This is a genomic window from Coprococcus sp. TM115-187, assembly GCF_027679115.1.
Classification (GTDB): Bacteria; Bacillota; Clostridia; order Lachnospirales; family Lachnospiraceae; genus Allocoprococcus; species Allocoprococcus comes.
Map to the genome: position 1 here is coordinate 1 of NZ_JAQEKS010000014.1, position 19,265 is coordinate 19,265.

Below are 19,265 nucleotides of genomic sequence, written 5' to 3' on the forward strand. Positions count from 1 at the left end.
GAACGGTACGCACGGTGGTGTGAGAGGACGGCGGTTAGTCACCGCCTCCTACTCGATTATAGGATTAGAATGTCAAAAGCACCATTTTAATATTTGATTTTGTTTGTACCCTTGAAAATTTAACACGAACTGGTAAAAAATATGATTTTGAACCTATCGTTTATGGGGAGTATACAAATCTAAGCTATTGGTATAATCTAATAGCTTTTAAAAATCTAATGCTGCTATTTTAAATCCGAAGAATAATCGAGTGCGTTTTTTTCCGTTCACAGGTATCTTGTCCACATGATATCTTCGACGAAGAAGAGCGGGAATTGCCTCAACTCCATTTCTAAACCCTGCATACTCAGAGAAATTTTCTGTTTTCATGTATTGCAATTGTTCTGCTCTTCCAACAGATTTCCAGGATAACTCTTTTCGTACCCGTGTTTTCAAAAATCGTGGATTACAGCGTTTTTTGTATGGACAGTTTTCACATTCGCATGTGGCTTACGTCCTGTAAAATTAGTTGTAACAAGCCTTAGGTTATGCTCAGATGCTAAATGTGAGTTCTTTTCTCCACTGTATGCCCCATCAGCAACAATAAAGGAACCGTCAGAAAATTGTTTGTTCCTATTGAGATAATCTTTCATAAACTGATTATCTGCGTAAGTATTAAACCTTTTGGCACCCTAATCTTCTTAAATAATCAATTTTTCCAGTAATTGGAGCACTTCTTCCAGTTTGGGATTTGGCACTTCGGTATTTTGTCAGTTTATATGCTGTATGCAGTTCTGGCACATCATATATTCAATCCCCGATCAGAAAGAAATTTTGCTCAGATGGACGGTTTTTTTCTGATATCGGTCAAGGATGTCCTGTAGAGTGATAGACTTCATTTCTTCTTCTGCTTTTTCCTGGATTTGGTCAAAAAAATCCTGAAGAGACAACTGAATATAGATGCCAACACCGCATTCCGGATTAGTATGAGTATCCAGATGAAGCAGAGGCTTTTCTCCTTCTACCGCTCTGTAGATATCCAACAATGTAATCGTCGAAAGCTCTTTGGTAAGTGATGGTTTTGGATGACCTTTGACACTGGAGATGAGACCGGCTCGGCGCAGACTGGACATAAGCTGGCGCACACAGCCGGGATTGGTGTGTACGCTTTCCGCAATACTGTCACTGGTCAGGGAACCATTGGGGTTCAGTACGATAAATGCAAGGATGTGAACCGCATCACTGAGTTTTGTTGAATATTTCATAAATAATCCCTCCTAGATGTTAATTTAATTATAACAACATATTGACAGAAAGGCAACCCCATGATAGAGTAAGAATTGATGTTAAAATAAAATTTACAGTAAATACGAAAGGAAGACAGGAAATGACGTTTTATGAAGAACTTGTAATGCAGACACAGACGAATTTTTCAAAATATTATGGAATGTATGCGTCCGGAAAGACGCCATATATACTCACGAAGAAAAAGCCGCTGCCGTACTCGGAACAGATCAGCCGCCTGGTGCAGGAGCTAAATGAGGCTGACTGTATCGTCGTTGGCGGTGCGTCCGGGCTGTCAGCGGCAGGCGGCGGAGATTTTTACTATGAAGATAATGCTTCCTATCGGAAGTATTTTGGAAGGTTTGCAGAAAAGTACGGATTTCATGGCGCGTTTGCTGGAATGCAATACCCATTCCCGACCCGAGAGGAACACTGGGGATATGTGGCGACCTTCTTAAACACAACGCAGAACGCACCGGTACGGGAGCCTTATCTGGATTTGGACAGGCTACTTGCGGAAAAAGATTTCTTCATTTTGACGACCAATCAGGATACCCAGTTCATAAAACTTTATCCGAAGGAAAAAGTCAGCGAGATCCAGGGAGACCATCGGTTTTTACAGTGCGCGAAGTGTTGCACGGATGATACATGGGATGCCGTGGAACCGGTGAAAGAGATGATTCGTGCAATGGGAAATGACACCTATGTGCCATCTGAGATGATTCCACGATGTCCTCACTGCGGCGGTGAGGCGTTCCCGTGGGTGCGGGGATACGGCAATTTTCTTCAGGGTAAGAAATATGAGGGAGAATATCAGAAAATATCCGATTATATTTTGAAAAACAAGGACAGGAAGATAGTGTTCTTAGAGCTTGGGGTGGGAAGGATGACACCGATGTTTATTCAGGAACCTTTCTGGAACCTGACACTTTCCCTTCCTCATGCACGGTATATTGCTGTGAATAATAAATATGATTTCCTGCCTCAGCAGATTGAGGACAAGGGGATGACGATTGTGGGGGATATTGCAAAAGTCTTAAGGGATGCTGTGAAATTAGCTGGAAGATGACCTGAAGGAAATGCTTGTAAGTTTGAAAGAAGCAGTGAAGCAATACAGATGAACAAAAAATTTCGATATGAGAAGTGAAAAGAAGGAGTAGACAGTATGAGTGATCTGAAAAAAATTGCGGAAAAAATAAAAAGAGCGGATGCCATCCTGATCGGAGCGAGCAATGGACTTTCCATTACGGAAGGACTGCATCTTTTTGCGGATGATCAGGCGTTCCGGGAATTATTCGGCGATCTGAAAAAGAAATATGGGTTGACATGTATCCTGCACGGCATGAGCGCACAGTGGCCTGCAGAAGAAGAAAAATGGGGATTTTGGAGCAGGCTGATCAATCATTACTGCGGTGAATATAAAGAGAGTAAAGTGATGTCAGACCTGAAAGCGATCATAGGAGAGAAAGATTATTTTGTGGTTACATCCAACGGAGAGTGCCATTTTGAGATGTGTGGTTTTGATCCAGAGAAAATCTATGAGATAGAAGGGAACTGGTTGACTATGCAGTGTGCGTCCGGATGTCATCAGAAGCTGTATCCTGTGCTGGATCTTGCGGAGAAGATGGCGTCAGAGGAGCAGGACGGGAAAATCCCATTAGAGCTGGTTCCCCGCTGCCCGGAGTGCGGAGGTCCCATGAAGATTCATATGATCGGGCCCAATTTTATCCAGCCGACAGCGGAAAAGGAACGTCTGGATACTTTCCTGAAGAAATATCAAGGGAAAAACCTTGTGATCCTGGAACTGGGGATCGGATGGAGAAATCAGCTGATCAAAGCTCCCCTTATGCGGTTGACGGCTCAAGAGCCGAACGCAGCCTATATAACGATCAATCTCGGAGAAGTGTACATTACGGAAGATATTAAGGAGAAATCTTTTGGAGTGAACGGATATCTGGACGAAACGCTTGCTGCTTTGAAAAAAGAGGCAGAGTCTTTTGTTAGTGCAGTGTGAACTTGCAACTTAATGCGAATGGTGATGTGCATGTAAAAGGCAATTGCAATCTTTTGTCCGCCATAAATCAAAACTGAAAATACAGAAAAAGGAGCATTTTAAAGATGATAACGACAAAAAGTAAAAGCTATGAAGAACAGGTAAAACTGTTTGCCGAACACATCAAAGAGGCTGCTGCCATTGTTGTGGGAGCAGCCTCGGGAATGTCAGCTGCCGCAGGCTACCGGCACTACTATGAACGGGATAAGGACTTTGTAGAGAATTTAGGTGATTTTGAAAAAAAATATGGCTACCACAATTCCTTTGATGGGTTCTATTATCACTACCGTACCAGCGAGGAACGGTGGGCATTCATTGCCCGGAACCTGTGCATGATCCTGGACGCCAGGACCGGACAGCCCTATTATGATCTGTCTGAAATTTTGAAAGATAAAAACTATTATATCCTGACGACCAATCAGGATACACAGTTTAGCCGTATATTCTCGGAGGAAAAAATCAGCGCGATTCAGGGAGACTGGCGGTATTTCCAGTGCAGTCGTCGGTGTCATGACGAGCTTTATGATTCTGTGGAAACACTACATAAGCTGAATGACGCCATTGGTCCTGACCTGCGGGTTCCTACGGATATGATTCCTCGCTGCCCGAAGTGCGGCGCGGAAATGGAACCATGGGTACGTTCATGGGTGTTTCTGGAGGGCAAAAAGTACCATGAAGAACACAACAAACTCAATACGTTCCTGAAAAAGAATATGCATAAAAAGGTTTTGTTTCTGGAGCTCGGTGTGGGTCGTATGACGCCGATGTTCATTCAAGAGCCATTTTGGAACCTCACTTACACATGGCCGGGCGCCTTCTATATCACCATCAATCCGCGGGATGCCATTGTGCCGGATGAACTAAAAAATAAGGGGATGGCAATCCGGGAAGATATTGCAAAGGTATTGACTGACACCAGAAAGATTTTGAGTGGGGAAATGAAATGAGAGCAGAGAGCATCAGAACCACGACAGAATTGCTCCGGCAGGCGGATGCAGTGCTTGTAGGAGCAGGCTCCGGGCTGTCCAGCGCGGCTGGCTATAATCATTATCATCATAATACCGTATTTGAAGAAAACTTCCATGATTTTGAGAAAGCCTATGGAATTCAAAGTCTTTTTCAGGGGTTCTATTACGTTTACTCAAAGCCGGAACAGCAGTGGGGTTTTTACTCACGCTATATAAGATTTATGGAAGAAGCACCTGTGGGTCAGCCGTACATTGACCTTCTGGAGATTTTGAGAGAAAAGGAATATTTTATTTTGACGACAAATTGTGATATTCAGGTTCCAAAGGTTTTCCCGGAGGAAAGAACTTGCCAGTTCCAGGGGGACTTCCGCTATTTTCAGTGCAGCCAGCCATGCCATGACAAACTGTATGAAAATCACGGACTGGTCGAGGATATGTTAAAGAGCATGAACGGCCTGGAAGTTCCGTCAGAACTGATTCCCCGCTGTCCTGTCTGCGGCTGGAAAATGGTTCCGTGGGTGCAGGACAGTACATTTTTACAGGGCGAAGCATGGAAAATCGCATATCGAAGATATGAGAATTTTGTCCGTAAAAATCAGGATAAAAAGCTGCTCCTGCTGGAATTAGGAGTAGGCGATATGACGCCCAGCGTGATTAAACTTCCCTTTTGGAAGATGGCCGACAAATTTCCAGAAACATTTCTGGTGACAGTGAATCTTGCGAAAGAGAGTTCGCCAGAACATCTAAAAGGAAAGAGTCTAGCGGTATGTGAAGATTTATCCCTCTTTCTACATGAGCTTAAGGAGAATATGTAATGAAAAAGAAAGTATTACATACCGATTTCTTCAATTCAAAGGATTTTCAAAAGAATTGCGATGAGTAAAGGCGGCTTTACAGGAAAAGGAGTATTCGGAACCTTATCCTACCTTGTGGTTGTTTATGAAAATGGAAAAGAAAAACAGTGTAATTTTAAACACGAAGAAGATGTAGACAGGCTCCTGTCTTATATAGAAGAAGAATTTCCGGACATACCGGTACACAGTCTGGCAGCAGAACAAAAACTTGCAGAGAAAAAAAGATGGCTGGAAGAAAAGAAACGTGAGAAAAAAGTTTCTGAAGAGACAAAGGTTAATCTTTCAAAACTCGAGCAGGCAGAGAAATATTTGAAGAACCAGTCGGATTTATATATGAATCTGAGTCTGGCAGCAAAGAAAAAAAGAACCTATGACAGAAGTAATCCCACTTATAAGTGGGTGGCACTTGCAATTGTGATCATGGGTGCGGCAGCATTTGTTTATGGCATTTATGCATTAACGACACATGCAGGATTTGGAATGTATTTTTTATTGTTTGGTCTTGCGGCAATCTTTCTTTTTGCCGGTGCGAATGTGCTTCCTACATCAAAAAATAACAGAAAATATATTGAAAATCAGCTTTCGGGAGCCATTGAGCAGATGGAAGAATATATCAGAAAGTATCCGGAATTTCCAATACCTGCTCATTATGCTCATCCAATTGTGCTACAGAGAATGCAGGAGATCATGAGAGAAGAACGGGCAAAAACAATTCCTGAAGCATTACAGGTTTTGAAAAGCGATTTGAAAGCATTGAATTCGGATGTAGTGGTCGAGAAAGAAGAATATGATGAAATCGTAGCAATTAAACCGATGTTTCTTGTTATGGATTATGTGTAAAACTATAGATTATTATAATAATTAAAATATTGTTTCGTCATCTTGAATATGCTATACTTGAATTATGTTTATAGGGGCAAAGCTGTTGAAAAACTGTGACGCAAAGCCAAAGGGACTAAGGCAGTACGCTATGTCAGCCGGTTGCAATAAGAAGATGCGAATAGGTTAATAGAGTAAGTGAAAAAAGTTATTCGGCTTAAATTTTAGTCACCTGTATAACGCAGGTGACTTTTTTGTTTCATAGGAAATTACATTTTCTATGTAGAAAAGCTTCCGGCAGAATGCATAGGAGATGAGGGAAATGAAAAAAGGAAAGAAATGGAAAAAATTTGAAGCATTCTGCATTTTGCTCATTGTGACATTGTTGCTTATTTTTGTCAGAATACTGTATCAGCCGGGTACGGAGTCGGAAAGGGGCGAGTTGTACACCTTCAGCAATGGATGGTATCAGCTGAAGGATGGGAAAAAGACGGAGCTCAAATTGCCGTGTTTTGTTACAGCGGATAAAGATGGGCAGATCATTCTTTACAATGATATGTTATCAGAGGCTGATAAGGGAAAAATCTTGTCGATCCGAGGAATACAGGATCAGCTGGAAGTCTGCATAGGAGACCGGCTTCTCTACCAATATAAGGATAACAGATTTGAAAAAAACAGGCAGATGAAAGGGAAAATATGGGCAGATATTTCTTTGCCGGAGAAAATCGGGCAGGAAGTGTTATCAATCAGCTATGAAACTAAAAAGAATGCCAGACTATATGTGTATGCCCCGATGATCGGAGAGTTTTGTTTTATTTTTAGGCAGCATCTGCTAGGATCGATTTTTTCGATACTGGTAGTTTTGGGAATGACCGGTCTCGGTATCGTTTCGGTGATTGTCTTTTTCTATACCAGATACAGGCAGATTGTAGAAAAGAGATTTTTAAATGTAGCATTGTTTTTGCTTTTATGCAGTTTGTGGTGTATTCTGGATTCAGGAATTTACCAGATGTATGGCAGTCAGAGTGCAGCAGGAACGTTGGTATCCTTTTATGCGTTTATGACGATGTCTGTTCCTATGCTGCTATTTATACAAAATACAGTAAGTGAAAGTGTAAGATGGATACCGCAGGTTTGGATTTTTCTTCTTTATGCAAATGCTGTTTTACAGGGATTCTTGTATTTTCTGTTTAGGATTCCTTTTATAGACATGTTATTTATCACACATCTTTTATTATTTACGGGGGTTGTGTCTATGATTCTTCTTTTGTGGAAAGAGTATCGGAAAACGCAGGAGAAGGAAGTAAATCTCTGTCTAAAGGCATTTGGTGTATTAGGGATAAGCGGTGTAATCGCACTGGTACTGTACTGGGTATTATCCATTTACTGGTATGAATCTATTTTCCAGTTTGGCATTCTTCTTTATATTGCTGTTTTATTTTGGGGATTGCTTTGTAAAGTATCCAACAACATTCAGTTTTGCCTGGAACAGGAGGTTTATAGGAGAATGTCCTTGGAAGACCGGATGACAGATATGAAAAACCGGAAATCATTTGAGATGTATCTTGAAGAGATCCAGGAGGGTGCGATTTTACTTGAAAATGTATTATTGTTGTTTGTGAAAATTGCAGAACTGAAGAAGATTAATGATATGTCTGGAAGACAGATGGGTGATGAAACGGTTATCCGAACGGCAAGAAGCATCCAGAGTGCAGAAAGAAGTGTTCTGGAACAGCAGGCAGTAAGTTTTCGTGTTGATGGTGGTGAGTTTGCGATTATCGTAAAAAACCCGCAAAAGACACCGGAAGAATGGGAGCATTTTATAAAAGAAGAGATGAAAGAAGAATGTGGAAACAGACAGCCTGTGCGGCTGAAGTTCGGGTATAGTTATCTGAGAAAAAAGAATGGTAGTCTTCTTTCGTTCAGTGACTGGAAACAGCAGGCAGACGATATGCTTTGTTCAAATAAATAAAAACCGGCGGAGGATAAATATGACTTATAATATAGATTTTCTTATTGCGGCAATGGTTATATTGTTGCTGGTTTTATGGTATTTTCTGGGACAGAAAAGAGCAGAGGATCTGAATAATCAGGTATTCCTTTTCTTTGCCATCATCGGTATTTTAGATGTGGTTGCGGAACTTGCCAGTAATTATTATATTTCTTTTCCAGATAGTAATTGTGAAATTGCTGCAATGCTTGCAACAACGATCTTTTATCTGCTTCAGGCATTGCTGCCGTTTACGGTGATCTGTTATATTCAGACATTACATGATAATAAGATCATTTCGGCAAAAAAGATGTTTTTATCAGGTGTGCCGACATTCATTCTGATGGGGATGATTCTGACAAACCCGTTCACGGAAAAGCTGTTTTATTTTGATATACCGGCAGGCTATATGAAAGGTCCATGGTATATGCTGATGTATTACAGTGCACTTTGTCATATGGCAGCAGCCTTGATCCTTATTGTCATATGGCGGAAAAAACTGGGCTATCGAAAAGTGAAGGTCCTGCTGGAAATCCTGTTGATATCCGGTGCGGGAGTGGTGATCCAGCTTTTATATCATCCGCTTCTTACAACAGGGTTTGGTATGAGTCTGGGAATTCTGGCACTATTTATTACGATCAATAATCCTCATGCAAATATCGATACACTTACCGGATTATATAATCATCTGTATCTGGTCAGAAAAAGCAATGAGCTGATCAGTGCGGGAAAATCATTTCACATTATTACGGTGTATCTTTATCAATTGAAGCACATTAATAAAATCGCAGGGGTACAGGGAGGTAATTCAATCTTAAAGCTGACAGCAAGAAAACTTGGTGAGATGTGCGGGAAAAAAGCATTTCGTACAACGGGAAAGAGTTTTATGATACTCACCGGTTCACTTGAAGAATATGAATATTATCTTACGCAGCTGAAGAGAATGTTTGATGGAAACAGTAAGCTGAATGTCAACAATAAAATTATTACGATGCCTGTGATCATAAGCGGGATCATGAATGCGCAGAAACTCGGAGACAGTGGGCTTATTCTAGAATATGCTGAATATCTGGAAGCCTTATCTGCGAAAAATGGTCTGACAGAGGTGATACAGGATGATTTTCAGACGATGAATGGTTTCCTTTATAATAAACGGGTAGAACAGTATTTGCATAAGGCGATTACAGAGGATCTGTTCGAGATATACTATCAGCCGGTTTACTCTACACAGAAAAAATGCTTTATCACACTGGAAGCGCTAAGTCGCCTTCAACATCCGGAGCTTGGCTGGATCGCACCAGATGTATTTATTCAGATTGCAGAAAAAAATCATATGATCGAACAGATCACAGATCTACAGTTTAGTCGTGTCTGCAGATTTTTAGGAGAAAACCGATACCTGATGAGGCATCTTCTGAATGTAAAAGTGAACCTGTCTTCTCTGGATCTGATGAGAAATGACTGTAGCAGACATTTTATCCGGATTATGGATGCTTATAAGATTCCACATAACTGGATACAGTTTGAAATCACGGAAACGGTTGCGACTGAATGCAATGCGGGTCTAAGAAGAGTTGCGGAGGAATTTACGGACGCTGGCATTGGTTTGTGTCTGGATGATTTTGGTTCCGGATATGCGAATCTGAATACGGTAATGAGGCTTCCGTTTTCTGTGATCAAGGTTGACAGATCTCTGCTTTTTGATATCTGCAGGGATGAGAAACGGGCAATTTTCTATGAAAGCGTTGTAGAAACATTTCATAAAATGAATTATCATATCGTTTCCGAAGGAGTGGAAACACAGGAAGAAATGGAACAGATCAGTAGCTGGGGAGTCGATATGATCCAGGGCTATTATTTTTCCAAGCCGCTTCCTGAAAAAGAGCTTTTGGAATTGCTGAAGAAGCAGGATAATATAGAAAGATAAAATTAAGAGGGAAGGGAGATAGTAGATACACATGAGGACATCCGATTGCGGAGGTAATTCATCAGGCAGACAAATTAATGTATGAAAATAAAAGAATGTCATAAAGAGGAGGAAAGAAATGTTACTTATTAAAAATGCAAAAGTTTATGCACCGGAGTATGTTGGAAAAAAGGATCTTTTAGTATGTGGGGGAAAAATTGAATGTATGGAAGATAAGATCGAGGATTTTCCAATCGCATGTGAAGTTATTGATGCAGAGGAAAGAATTCTTACACCGGGGTTTATTGATCAGCATGTTCATGTTACCGGAGGCGGTGGGGAAGGAAGCTTTCATACCCGTACACCGGAACTTCAGCTGTCAGAACTGGTAAAAGGCGGAATTACAACGGTTGTAGGACTTCTTGGAACGGACGGACTTACAAGGAGTGTTGAAAATCTTTACGCAAAAGTACAGGCTTTATGCGAAGAAGGGGTAAGTGCGTATATGCTTACCGGTGCATATGGATATCCAAGTCCGACTATTACCGGAGAGGTAGATCGGGATATTATGTTTGTTGAAAAAGTACTTGGCGTGAAACTTGCCATTTCAGATCACCGGGCACCGAATGTGACGGAAAGTGAACTGATCCAACTTGCGAGCAAGACCAGAACGGCAGGTATGTTAAGCGGAAAACCTGGAATCGTGGTGCTGCATATGGGAGATGCAGATGCTGGATTGTCGCCGGTGTTTGAAGCTTTGGAAAAAAGTATGATTCCGATCAAGATTTTCCGTCCGACTCATGTGAACCGCAGAAAAGGTCTTCTGGAAGAGGGGTATCAGTTGCTTGAAAAGGGTGGATACATCGATCTCACCTGTGGCATCAGTGAGGACTTTTGTCCGGGCGGATGTATTTTAGAAGCAAAAGAAAAGGGAATCCCGACAGAGCATATTACCATCAGCTCCGACGGACACGGAAGCTGGTCAAAATACAGAGAAGACGGAAGCCTGTTGGAAATCGGTGTTTCCTCAGTAGATGCGCTGCGGGAAGAACTTCTGTATATGGTACATGAGCTTGATATGAAGCTGGAAGATGCACTTCCATATATGACATCACATGTAGCGGAGGCACTGGGATTGCAGGGTAAGAAAGGGACAATACAAAAAGGAGCCGATGCAGATCTGCTTTTGTGGGACAATGACCTGAAGCTTGACAGTTATATTGCAGGTGGAAAAATCTTTATGCAAAAAGAAAAAATCATTTGCAAGGGAACCTATGAAAAATAGGAATTGAATAAAGTACAACGTTAGCCTGTTAAAATATTCCCTTGCGGAAATGCCGGAAAAGCCTTAAAATAAAGGAATCATGTGTATACAGAAAGGAATATGCTTTATGGAAAAAGGGACTATTTTTAAATTTCATAACGATCTGGATACAGACCAGATCATCGCATCCCAGTATCTGTTGCTGCCGAATCTTGAGGAGATGAAGAGCCACGCATTTGAATCTCTGGATCCGGATTTTTCACAGAAGGTAAAACCGGGAGATTTCGTGGTCGGAGGAGAGAACTTTGGATGTGGATCTTCCAGAGAGCAGGCTCCGGGTGTGTTAAAAGCGTTAGGTGTAAAAGCTGTTATCGCAAAATCATTTGCAAGAATTTTTTATAGAAATGCTATTAATATCGGACTTCCTGCTATTGTCTGTAAAGACCTTCCGGATGAAGTAAAGACCGGAGATCAGATGGAGCTTCATATGTTGGAAGGAACCGCTGAGGCAAATGGAAAGGTTTATTCCTGCACAAAACTGCCGGAATATATGCAGAATATTTTGAATCAGGGCGGACTTATTGCGTCTCTGAACCGTGAGGAGGAATAGACGATGGGAATGACAATTGCTGAAAAGATCATTGCAGCGGCAGCCGGTGTGGAAAGCGTAAAGCCGGGTGACATCCATACAGTAGAACTGGATCGTCTGATGAGTAATGACGGAACTACACATCTTACCGTTGATATGTATAATAATAAATTAAAAAATCCACATATTGCAGATACAGACAAGCTGGTATTTATCGTAGATCATAACGTACCGTCTGACTGTCCAAAGACAGCCGCATCCCAGAAGAAGATGCGTGATTTTGCAAAGGCAAACCACATTGATTTCTGGGAAGGGAAAGGTGTATGCCATCAGATTATGATGGAAAATTATGTTCGTCCGGGAGAACTGATCTTTGGTGCAGACAGCCATACCTGTTCTTACGGTGCACTTGGTGCATTCGGAACCGGTGTTGGATGTACAGACTTCCTTTACGGTATGGTAACAGGAACTTCCTGGGTAATGGTACCGGAGACTGTGAAATTCAACCTGGTTGGAAAGCTGCCGGAAGGTGTATATGCGAGAGATCTGATCCTCACCATCATCGGTGAAGTCGGAGCCAACGGATGTAACTATCAGGTGATGGAATTTACCGGAGAGGGCGCGAAGACTCTGACAATCAGTGACCGTATCGCACTTTGCAATATGGCAGTAGAAGCCGGAGCTAAGACCGGTATTTTTGAAGTTGATGATGTGGCAATGGAATATTTAAAAGAGCATGGACGCGAGCCAAAGGCTGTATATCACAGCGATCCGGATGCGCATTATGTAAGAGAATATACATTTGACTTATCCAAGGTAGAGCCGGTTGTTGCAAAACCGGATTTTGTAGACAATCTTGCGCCGGCAAAAGACGTGCGCGGTATCAAGATTGATGAGGCATTCCTTGGATCCTGCAACAACGGACGTATCGAAGATCTCCGTGTAGGCGCACAGGTTATCAAAGGAAAGAAAGTATCTGAAAAAGTAAGATTCCTTGTTGTTCCGGCAAGTCAGACTATTTACAGACAGGCTCTGGAAGAAGGACTGATCGACATCTTCATGGATGCAGGTGCGATCGTGATGAACCCGAACTGTAGTGTATGCTGGGGAAGCTGCCAGGGCGTAATCGGTGAAAATGAAGTCCTGATCAGTACAGGAACCCGCAACTTTAAGGGACGTGCAGGACATCCGAGTTCCAAGGTATATCTTGGATCGGCTGCAACCGTTACAGCATCTGCCATTGCCGGAGAAATTGCACTGGCAAGTGATGTGTAAGAGACGAAATTACGTTTGACGAGGTGACATAAGATGGATAAATTTACAGGACGTGTATGGGTTCTTGGAGATGACATTGATACCGATATCATCATTCCAACTGAATACCTTGCACTCAAGACAATCGATGATATGAAGCAGTATGGCTTTTCTCCTCTTCGTCCGGAACTTGCCGGACAGATCCAGAAGGGGGATATCATTGTAGCAGGAAAGAACTTTGGTTGCGGTTCGTCAAGAGAACAGGCACCGGAGATCATCAAGGCAATGGGTGTGCAGTGTGTGATCGCCAAATCATTTGCAAGGATCTTTTTCCGTAATTCGATCAACAACGGACTCCTTCTGATTGAACAGCCGGATCTTTATGATGATATGAAAGAGGGCGACGAGATCACGGTAGTGATGAATGAGCATGTGGATTATAATGGCAAGGAATATCCGATTGCTTCTCTGCCGGAGAATCTGATGAGCATTATTCAGGCTGGCGGTCTGGTAAAAGCCATGCGCAAGCTGAATGGACTGGATTAACCGGAAGGAGAAGAAAATGGGCGAGACGATTATTGAAAAAATTATCAGACACAATACAGGAAAAGCCGTAAAGCCGGGAGACATTGTGACGGTTAACGTTGACCGCGTGATGATCCATGATATTTTCATCCCCTTTGTGGCTGAAAAATTTGAAGAAATGGGATTTACGAAACTGCATGATCCGGACAAGGTTGTTCTGATCTATGATCATCTGGTTCCGGCAAGTCAGCAGGATGATACCAGACATTTTCGTACCGGAGATGCATTTGCAGATAAATACGGACTTACACATGTACACAGAAGTGACGGAATCTGCCATCAGCTGATGACAGAGGCTGGCTATGTTAAACCGGGTGATATCGCATTCGGAACCGACAGCCATACCACAACTTATGGTTGTGTTGGAGCATTTTCATCTGGTATCGGTTATACCGAGATGGCAAGTATCCTTGGAACCGGAACGATGTGGATCAAGGTGCCGGAGACGATCAAAGTTGTGATCGATGGTGAACTTCCGGAAAATGTCATGTCAAAGGATATCATCTTACGACTGATTGGTGATTTGAGAGCAGACGGTGCTACTTACAGAGCACTTGAATTTGCCGGAAGCACCATTGAAAATATGACAGTTGCAAGCCGTATGACAATGGCAAACATGGCAATCGAAGCAGGAGCAAAATGCGCACTTTTCACACCGGATGAGAAAACTGCCGAGTATTGCAATATTGAATTAAATGATTATCAGAAGAGTCTGGTTGGTGATCCGGATGCAACTTATATGAGAACGATCACTTATAAAGCAGAGGACTTTGTACCGGTTATGGCCCTTCCGTCACAGGTTGACAAAATCAGAAATGTATCCGAGGTAGAAGGAACCGAGATCGATCAGGTATTTATCGGCTCTTGCACAAACGGACGTCTGGAGGATCTTCAGGCAGCAGCAGAAGTGTTAAAGGGCAAAAAAGTTGCGGATTTTGTAAAACTGATCGTGACTCCGGCGAGCCGTAAGATCTACAAACAGGCAGCAGATATGGGAATCCTTACGACTTTATCTGAGGCAGGTGCGATCATTACCCATCCAGGTTGCGGACTTTGCTGTGGACGTACCGGAGGAATTCTGTCAGACGGAGAACGTGTGGTTGCAACCAACAACCGTAACTTCCTTGGACGTATGGGAACTTCTAAGGTCGAGATTTATCTGGCATCTCCGAAAACAGCGGCAAGCTGCGCGGTGGCAGGAAAGATTGTAAGTCCAAAGTAGAGGAGTTCACTATGAAAAAAATTGGATTTATCGGTGTTGGCATCATGGGAAAATCCATGGTGCGCAACCTTATGAAAACAGGTTATGAACTGCATATTTACGCAAGAACAAAAGCGAAAGTCGATGATGTGATCAGCGAGGGTGCAATTTTCCATGAATCTATCAAAGAATGTGTACCTGGATGTGATGCAGTGATCACCATCGTTGGTTTTCCGAGAGATGTGGAAGAGGTTTACTTCGATGAAGGCGGTATTCTGGAAAATGCAGATCCGGGAACCTATCTGATCGATATGACAACTACAAGCCCGATGCTTGCAGAAAAGATTTCAAAAGAGGGCACAGAAAAAGGATTCCATGTGCTGGATGCGCCTGTAACAGGTGGGGATACCGGAGCAAAAAACGCTACATTATCCATCCTTGTCGGCGGCGAGAAAGAAGATTATGAAGCTTGTATGGAGCTTTTCAAAGCAATGGGAACAAACATCAATTATCAGGGAAAAGCCGGATGTGGACAGCATGCAAAGCTTGCTAATCAGATTATGATCGCCGGTGCCTTAAGTGGTGTATGTGAGGCCTTTTCCTATGCGCAGGCCAAAGGACTGGATCTGAATGTCCTTTTTGATTCGGTCTCTACCGGGGCAGCAGGAAGCAAACAGTTGGATGTTTTCGGACCGAAGATCATTGCCGGAGATTATGCACCGGGATTCTTTATGAAGCATTTCATCAAGGATATGAAGCTTGCGCTGACTGAGGCGAATATGAGCGGACTGAGTCTTGAGGTGCTGAGTCTGGTACTGTCAAATTATGAAGAGTTGGCACAGGAAGGGCTTGGAGAGCTTGGGACACAGGCGCTGATCAAGTATTATGATGTGCAGGATGTAGAAGAATAATCGTATGTGATTCAGGGAGCTGCTTTGCAGCTCCCTGATATTTTGTGTTTCATAAACAGTAACGAGAAAACCCGCTGATCTTTCGACCAGCGGGTTTTCTTGTGCTTTTATTTAATTTCTAAAGGAATGAGGGATTATCGAACTGGTTTATATTGTGTTACAAAGTGTTGTAAAGCCCGGAATTACAGGCTTTTTTAAAATTGACTTACATATAAAGTGTTATATTTATTTATCCTGATTTGACCGAAATTTGCCCCGAGATTCTTTGTTTGGATTTGTTTGAAAATAGTTTGATAAAAATAAAATAGAATGAAATATTTGAAATAAACATAAAAAAAATATAGACAAAATAGGGAATAAGATATAATATTAAAGTAAATATATAATCTAAGGAGGAAGGATATTTATGAGAAAAATTTTTAAACGATTTGCTTCACTTTTGACAATCTTTATATTGACTATTATGTCAATAGTTCCTGTCCATGCATCGGAGAATACTTCTGTTGTAAATGTTACGGATGATTTGGCGATACAGATGGCAGAACGTTTTGCAAAGGGAATAGGAGAAAATAGCAATATTGTTGCTAATAATCCGAGAAAATTTTATGATACAACAGGTCAAGCTATTGGATATATTGTAAATTACAATTTAGAAAACAAACCATATGGATATGTAGTTTTTGATACTACGTGTGAATCTTTGATATCAGAATACTCATTTGGTAATAATTCAGCAAATCCATATGAGGTGATTTATCAAAGTGAAGCAAATGTATTTAGTGAAAAAGCAAATACCTCTGAAATATATAAAATAGCTCCGTTTGAATATGGTATTGTTGATAATTTGGGAAAGATTAGAACGAATTATGGTGAAACATTAGAAAAAACAGTACTGTCCTTGAATGAGAGTAGGGGAAAAGACCCAGCTACTTGGGATGAGGTTTTGCTAGATATTGATGAAGTTTATGAAAACTACACGCTTGTTTCAACAAATCATCTTCAAGAATTTATTTCCTTTAATGAGCCGTATATAGAAAGTGTAACAGGACATTATGCATGTGCAGTTAGTGCATTATTAGCATGTGGTGCATATTATAATGCTGTTGATTATACAGATATTGCAGGTGATTATATGGATATTTGGGATTCAACAGGAACGACAGTTTCATCGGAGAGTGGAGGAATAACATATGGTTCAACAACTATTGGCAATATTGGACCTGGATTTGTGGACTTTTGTGCTGGAAAGAATGTTTCTGTAACACAAAATACTGACTATAGTCCCAATTATAATTTTTTCACTAATTGCATTGATAGAGGAGATATAGCAGTTGTCCATTGTGGTATAATTAGCAGTGATACTGGAGAACGTGCGGGGCATTCAATGGCAGCAGAGGGATATGCAACTTTGCGAGCATATAATTCTGGAAATACAGTACATACATTGATGGTATTTGATGGATGGGGGGATACAGTACGTTATTTGAATTTTGATTTTGATAGTTGGACAGACATATCGGGGACTACATTTAATGGATAAGAAACGATTGATTTTGTTAATCATACTTTTGCTTGCAATAGTATTAATTGTGCTTGGCGTAAAAGGAAATGTTTTTAAGGAGAATCGTCAAAATATGGAGTTGCGTTCTAGTGGAGATGATAATTCTCATTGGTTTCATTTGAGTGGGGTTGTTGTAGAGAAAACTTTTGATACACTTTTAATAGAACTAAATGAGAAGGAAGAAAGTAGTCTATTTTTTGATACGACAAAAGTTAGTTTAGATTGTACTAAGTGTAAAGGTGATCTAGAACAAGTATCAGAAGGAAATGTTATTAAATTTTATTTTTTTAAGTATAATATTGATGGTGAAACGGTAAAAATTGAAAGAATAGTAAGATAAAAGTATAAGTAAGAGTTCTGCTATCAGAACATTATTATTAGTGAGGTAAAGGAACAAGGCGAAGCCGAGACGCCGTAGGGCAGTCCTTTACGGAACGGACACAGCCAATACCATCATGATACATAAGAGGACTTGAAAGGTCACAAACCTTGCAAGTCCTCTTGTTTATCTTATGGGTTACTTCTGTCGGATTGCATTTTCCAATAGACCGCTTCTTTCGTGGCTTCTCGGAAAAAGCTATCCTGTCTGGTATATGACAGATGTTCATTCTGGATATAAGCGTCTGATTCGCAATCATATTCGTAAGGGATTACCTGTGCTGTTCCCTGTTTTTCATCAATTCCATAGATAATTACTTTGGAATCTCTCAATGCCAGTCCGAGTGTCAGAAAGCCGGAAGTGAAATAATTGTTGTTGTGTGGAGCGGTTATGCTTTTCAGTGCATGAAAGAAGTCTGCTACTTCCTCAGTCTGTCCATTCTCAAAAGCCGGAATGATATGTAAGGTGTTGTTTGCCTTATCTGCATATGCCCGGCAGACCAGAACGGAAGAATCCGCTTTTTGTATGATACCGTCAAAATAATCGCCGGAGTATGCAGTTGGCTGATAGAAAATGGCGGTTTCTTTTGTTGTAAGGTTATGATAAGTCAGAAAGCCGTTTACAAGCCGGACAATCTCGATATCATCCCCGTAGGTAAATCCGTTCTGCTCTAAAAGAGAATAGAAAGTTCTGGTAAATTCTTCCGGCAGTTCAATCCCCAGTTTTTCTGTGATAAGCATATCTACATATTCTTTAAATGAACCATACAGAAGTTCATTCAGCGTCATATTGCCCAACGTGGCAATCTGCTTCAAGCGTTTCTCATTGGGAAGATTCACACCCTTTTCCCAACTGTTTACAGAGCCTTTCGGGGCATTATCTATGATTTCCCCAAACTTCTGCATACTGTAACCGTATTTCTTGCGTATCTGTAAAATTCGTTTTCCTACTGCTTCTTTATTCACAAACATATGCACACCTCGTTTCTGTTTTCATCATAACACAAGATAAGGATAAATGTAAGGGTAAAATTATAATAAGTTATAAAAAGATATAGTTAAGCGTTTGAAATACAAAAATAAAAAGTAAGGGAAAAAGTAAAATAATTGTTGACAAGAAGAAAAAACAGGTCTATGATGAGGTTAAGAGGTAAGGAGAAAAGTAATGAAATAAATATAGACGTGGATATGAAAAGGACTTGTCACACTTACCAGACACTCATTCACCATGATTTCAAAAAAGGAGAAATGTAGCATGCAGATTACATTGACAAAAGAACAGGTCAGAGAAGCGTTCGGGGAACTCCGTTACATGGGAGCAGACTACTGCTACAAGTATGATAAGGAAACCCGGAAGAAAACCGAGGAAGTGGAAGCATTGAAACTTCACCTCGGAAGCATGAAACTTGGAAACAGCGTAGATATCCGTCTGGAAGCAACAGAACTTCCAAAGGTAGAGCCTTACACAGTGGTAGAACTAGAAGAAGCGGTATATGCCCCTTATGTGCAGAGAGGAAACTTCCCGGTATTGGTGGACAGAATCTCCTGCAAGGGTATCCGTGTTGTTACCGGAAAAGGAAACGTGTAGAGACTGTTCCCGGAAATTCTCTGCGGACTGCTCCGTACAGCGTGAAAGGAGCAAAGGGAGTAGAGAAGTTCCGGGAACGTG

Annotated in this window: 18 protein-coding genes, 1 pseudogene and 1 riboswitch; of the genes and pseudogenes, 16 read left to right on the forward strand and 3 right to left on the reverse strand. The window is 41.3% G+C overall.

The features are described 5' to 3' along the window. Window positions 1–207: 207 nt before the first annotated feature. Together PGW42_RS16135 and PGW42_RS10185 are read right to left on the reverse strand one after the other, a co-directional pair. Window positions 208–468, reverse strand: a pseudogene (locus PGW42_RS16135) (transposase); the annotation flags it as partial. 332 nt (window positions 469–800) lie between these two features. Continuing rightward, entirely contained in the window at window positions 801–1,244 is a 444-nt protein-coding gene (locus PGW42_RS10185; RefSeq protein ID WP_117824777.1) for an Rrf2 family transcriptional regulator, read from the reverse strand. Window positions 1,245–1,366: 122 nt separating this feature from the next. Here PGW42_RS10185 and PGW42_RS10190 point away from each other — a divergent pair, with 122 nt between their 5' ends. The 15 genes from PGW42_RS10190 to PGW42_RS10260 all read left to right on the forward strand — a co-directional run bounded on the left by PGW42_RS10190 (window position 1,367) and on the right by PGW42_RS10260 (window position 17,558). Then, entirely contained in the window at window positions 1,367–2,332 is a 966-nt protein-coding gene (locus PGW42_RS10190; RefSeq protein WP_118199556.1) for an NAD-dependent protein deacetylase, read from the forward strand. A 96-nt stretch (window positions 2,333–2,428) separates the two neighbouring features. Further along, window positions 2,429–3,277: an NAD-dependent protein deacetylase, SIR2 family gene (locus tag PGW42_RS10195; RefSeq protein WP_117824775.1), complete on the forward strand. Its 849-nt coding sequence runs from the start codon at window positions 2,429–2,431 to the stop codon at window positions 3,275–3,277. A gap of 104 nt (window positions 3,278–3,381) precedes the next feature. Next, a complete protein-coding gene (locus PGW42_RS10200; protein ID WP_117824774.1) occupies window positions 3,382–4,263 on the forward strand; it encodes an NAD-dependent protein deacetylase in 882 nt (293 codons plus the stop codon). Further along, entirely contained in the window at window positions 4,260–5,099 is an 840-nt protein-coding gene (locus tag PGW42_RS10205; protein WP_117558994.1) for an NAD-dependent protein deacetylase, SIR2 family, read from the forward strand. Before PGW42_RS10200 ends, PGW42_RS10205 begins: the two co-directional genes overlap by 4 nt. Window positions 5,100–5,159: 60 nt before the next feature. Next, on the forward strand, window positions 5,160–5,978 hold the full coding sequence (locus PGW42_RS10210; protein WP_270203559.1) for an ATPase P: 819 nt from the start codon (window positions 5,160–5,162) through the stop codon (window positions 5,976–5,978). Window positions 5,979–6,043: 65 nt separating this feature from the next. Beyond that, a riboswitch (cyclic di-GMP riboswitch) is annotated at window positions 6,044–6,127 on the forward strand. Between the two features lie 152 nt (window positions 6,128–6,279). Then, window positions 6,280–7,929 carry a sensor domain-containing diguanylate cyclase gene (locus tag PGW42_RS10215; RefSeq protein WP_270203558.1) on the forward strand — a complete coding sequence of 550 codons (1,650 nt, stop codon included), beginning with the start codon at window positions 6,280–6,282 and terminating at the stop codon, window positions 7,927–7,929. Window positions 7,930–7,948: 19 nt separating this feature from the next. Continuing rightward, window positions 7,949–9,874 carry an EAL domain-containing protein gene (locus tag PGW42_RS10220; RefSeq protein WP_270203557.1) on the forward strand — a complete coding sequence of 642 codons (1,926 nt, stop codon included), beginning with the start codon at window positions 7,949–7,951 and terminating at the stop codon, window positions 9,872–9,874. A 118-nt stretch (window positions 9,875–9,992) separates the two neighbouring features. Continuing rightward, window positions 9,993–11,138, forward strand: a complete 1,146-nt coding sequence (gene iadA / locus PGW42_RS10225) for a beta-aspartyl-peptidase (RefSeq protein WP_055157883.1) — start codon at window positions 9,993–9,995, stop codon at window positions 11,136–11,138. A gap of 106 nt (window positions 11,139–11,244) precedes the next feature. After that, window positions 11,245–11,727, forward strand: a complete 483-nt coding sequence (locus PGW42_RS10230) for a LeuD/DmdB family oxidoreductase small subunit (protein ID WP_117836168.1) — start codon at window positions 11,245–11,247, stop codon at window positions 11,725–11,727. Window positions 11,728–11,730: 3 nt separating this feature from the next. Next, the gene (locus tag PGW42_RS10235) at window positions 11,731–12,981 is read left to right on the forward strand and encodes a 3-isopropylmalate dehydratase large subunit (RefSeq protein ID WP_204575712.1); all 1,251 of its coding nucleotides are present in this window, start codon (window positions 11,731–11,733) and stop codon (window positions 12,979–12,981) included. Window positions 12,982–13,014: 33 nt separating this feature from the next. Then, window positions 13,015–13,506, forward strand: a complete 492-nt coding sequence (locus PGW42_RS10240) for a LeuD/DmdB family oxidoreductase small subunit (RefSeq protein ID WP_008371705.1) — start codon at window positions 13,015–13,017, stop codon at window positions 13,504–13,506. Between the two features lie 16 nt (window positions 13,507–13,522). Beyond that, the gene (locus PGW42_RS10245; protein ID WP_055157887.1) at window positions 13,523–14,767 is read left to right on the forward strand and encodes a 3-isopropylmalate dehydratase large subunit; all 1,245 of its coding nucleotides are present in this window, start codon (window positions 13,523–13,525) and stop codon (window positions 14,765–14,767) included. An 11-nt stretch (window positions 14,768–14,778) separates the two neighbouring features. Next, a complete protein-coding gene (locus tag PGW42_RS10250) occupies window positions 14,779–15,657 on the forward strand; it encodes an NAD(P)-dependent oxidoreductase (protein WP_270203556.1) in 879 nt (292 codons plus the stop codon). A gap of 406 nt (window positions 15,658–16,063) precedes the next feature. After that, the gene (locus tag PGW42_RS10255) at window positions 16,064–17,197 is read left to right on the forward strand and encodes a hypothetical protein (protein WP_004844113.1); all 1,134 of its coding nucleotides are present in this window, start codon (window positions 16,064–16,066) and stop codon (window positions 17,195–17,197) included. Then, a complete protein-coding gene (locus PGW42_RS10260; RefSeq protein ID WP_004844112.1) occupies window positions 17,190–17,558 on the forward strand; it encodes a hypothetical protein in 369 nt (122 codons plus the stop codon). The genes PGW42_RS10255 and PGW42_RS10260 overlap by 8 nt, the downstream gene beginning before the upstream one ends. Window positions 17,559–17,728: 170 nt before the next feature. On the opposite strand, the gene PGW42_RS10265 is transcribed toward PGW42_RS10260, so the two are convergent. Further along, complete coding sequence (locus PGW42_RS10265; RefSeq protein WP_004844111.1) at window positions 17,729–18,568, reverse strand: helix-turn-helix domain-containing protein; 840 nt, start codon at window positions 18,566–18,568, stop codon at window positions 17,729–17,731. 283 nt (window positions 18,569–18,851) lie between these two features. Here PGW42_RS10265 and PGW42_RS10270 point away from each other — a divergent pair, with 283 nt between their 5' ends. Further along, on the forward strand, window positions 18,852–19,184 hold the full coding sequence (locus PGW42_RS10270; RefSeq protein ID WP_009244196.1) for a hypothetical protein: 333 nt from the start codon (window positions 18,852–18,854) through the stop codon (window positions 19,182–19,184). The last annotated feature ends 81 nt before the right edge of the window (window positions 19,185–19,265 follow it).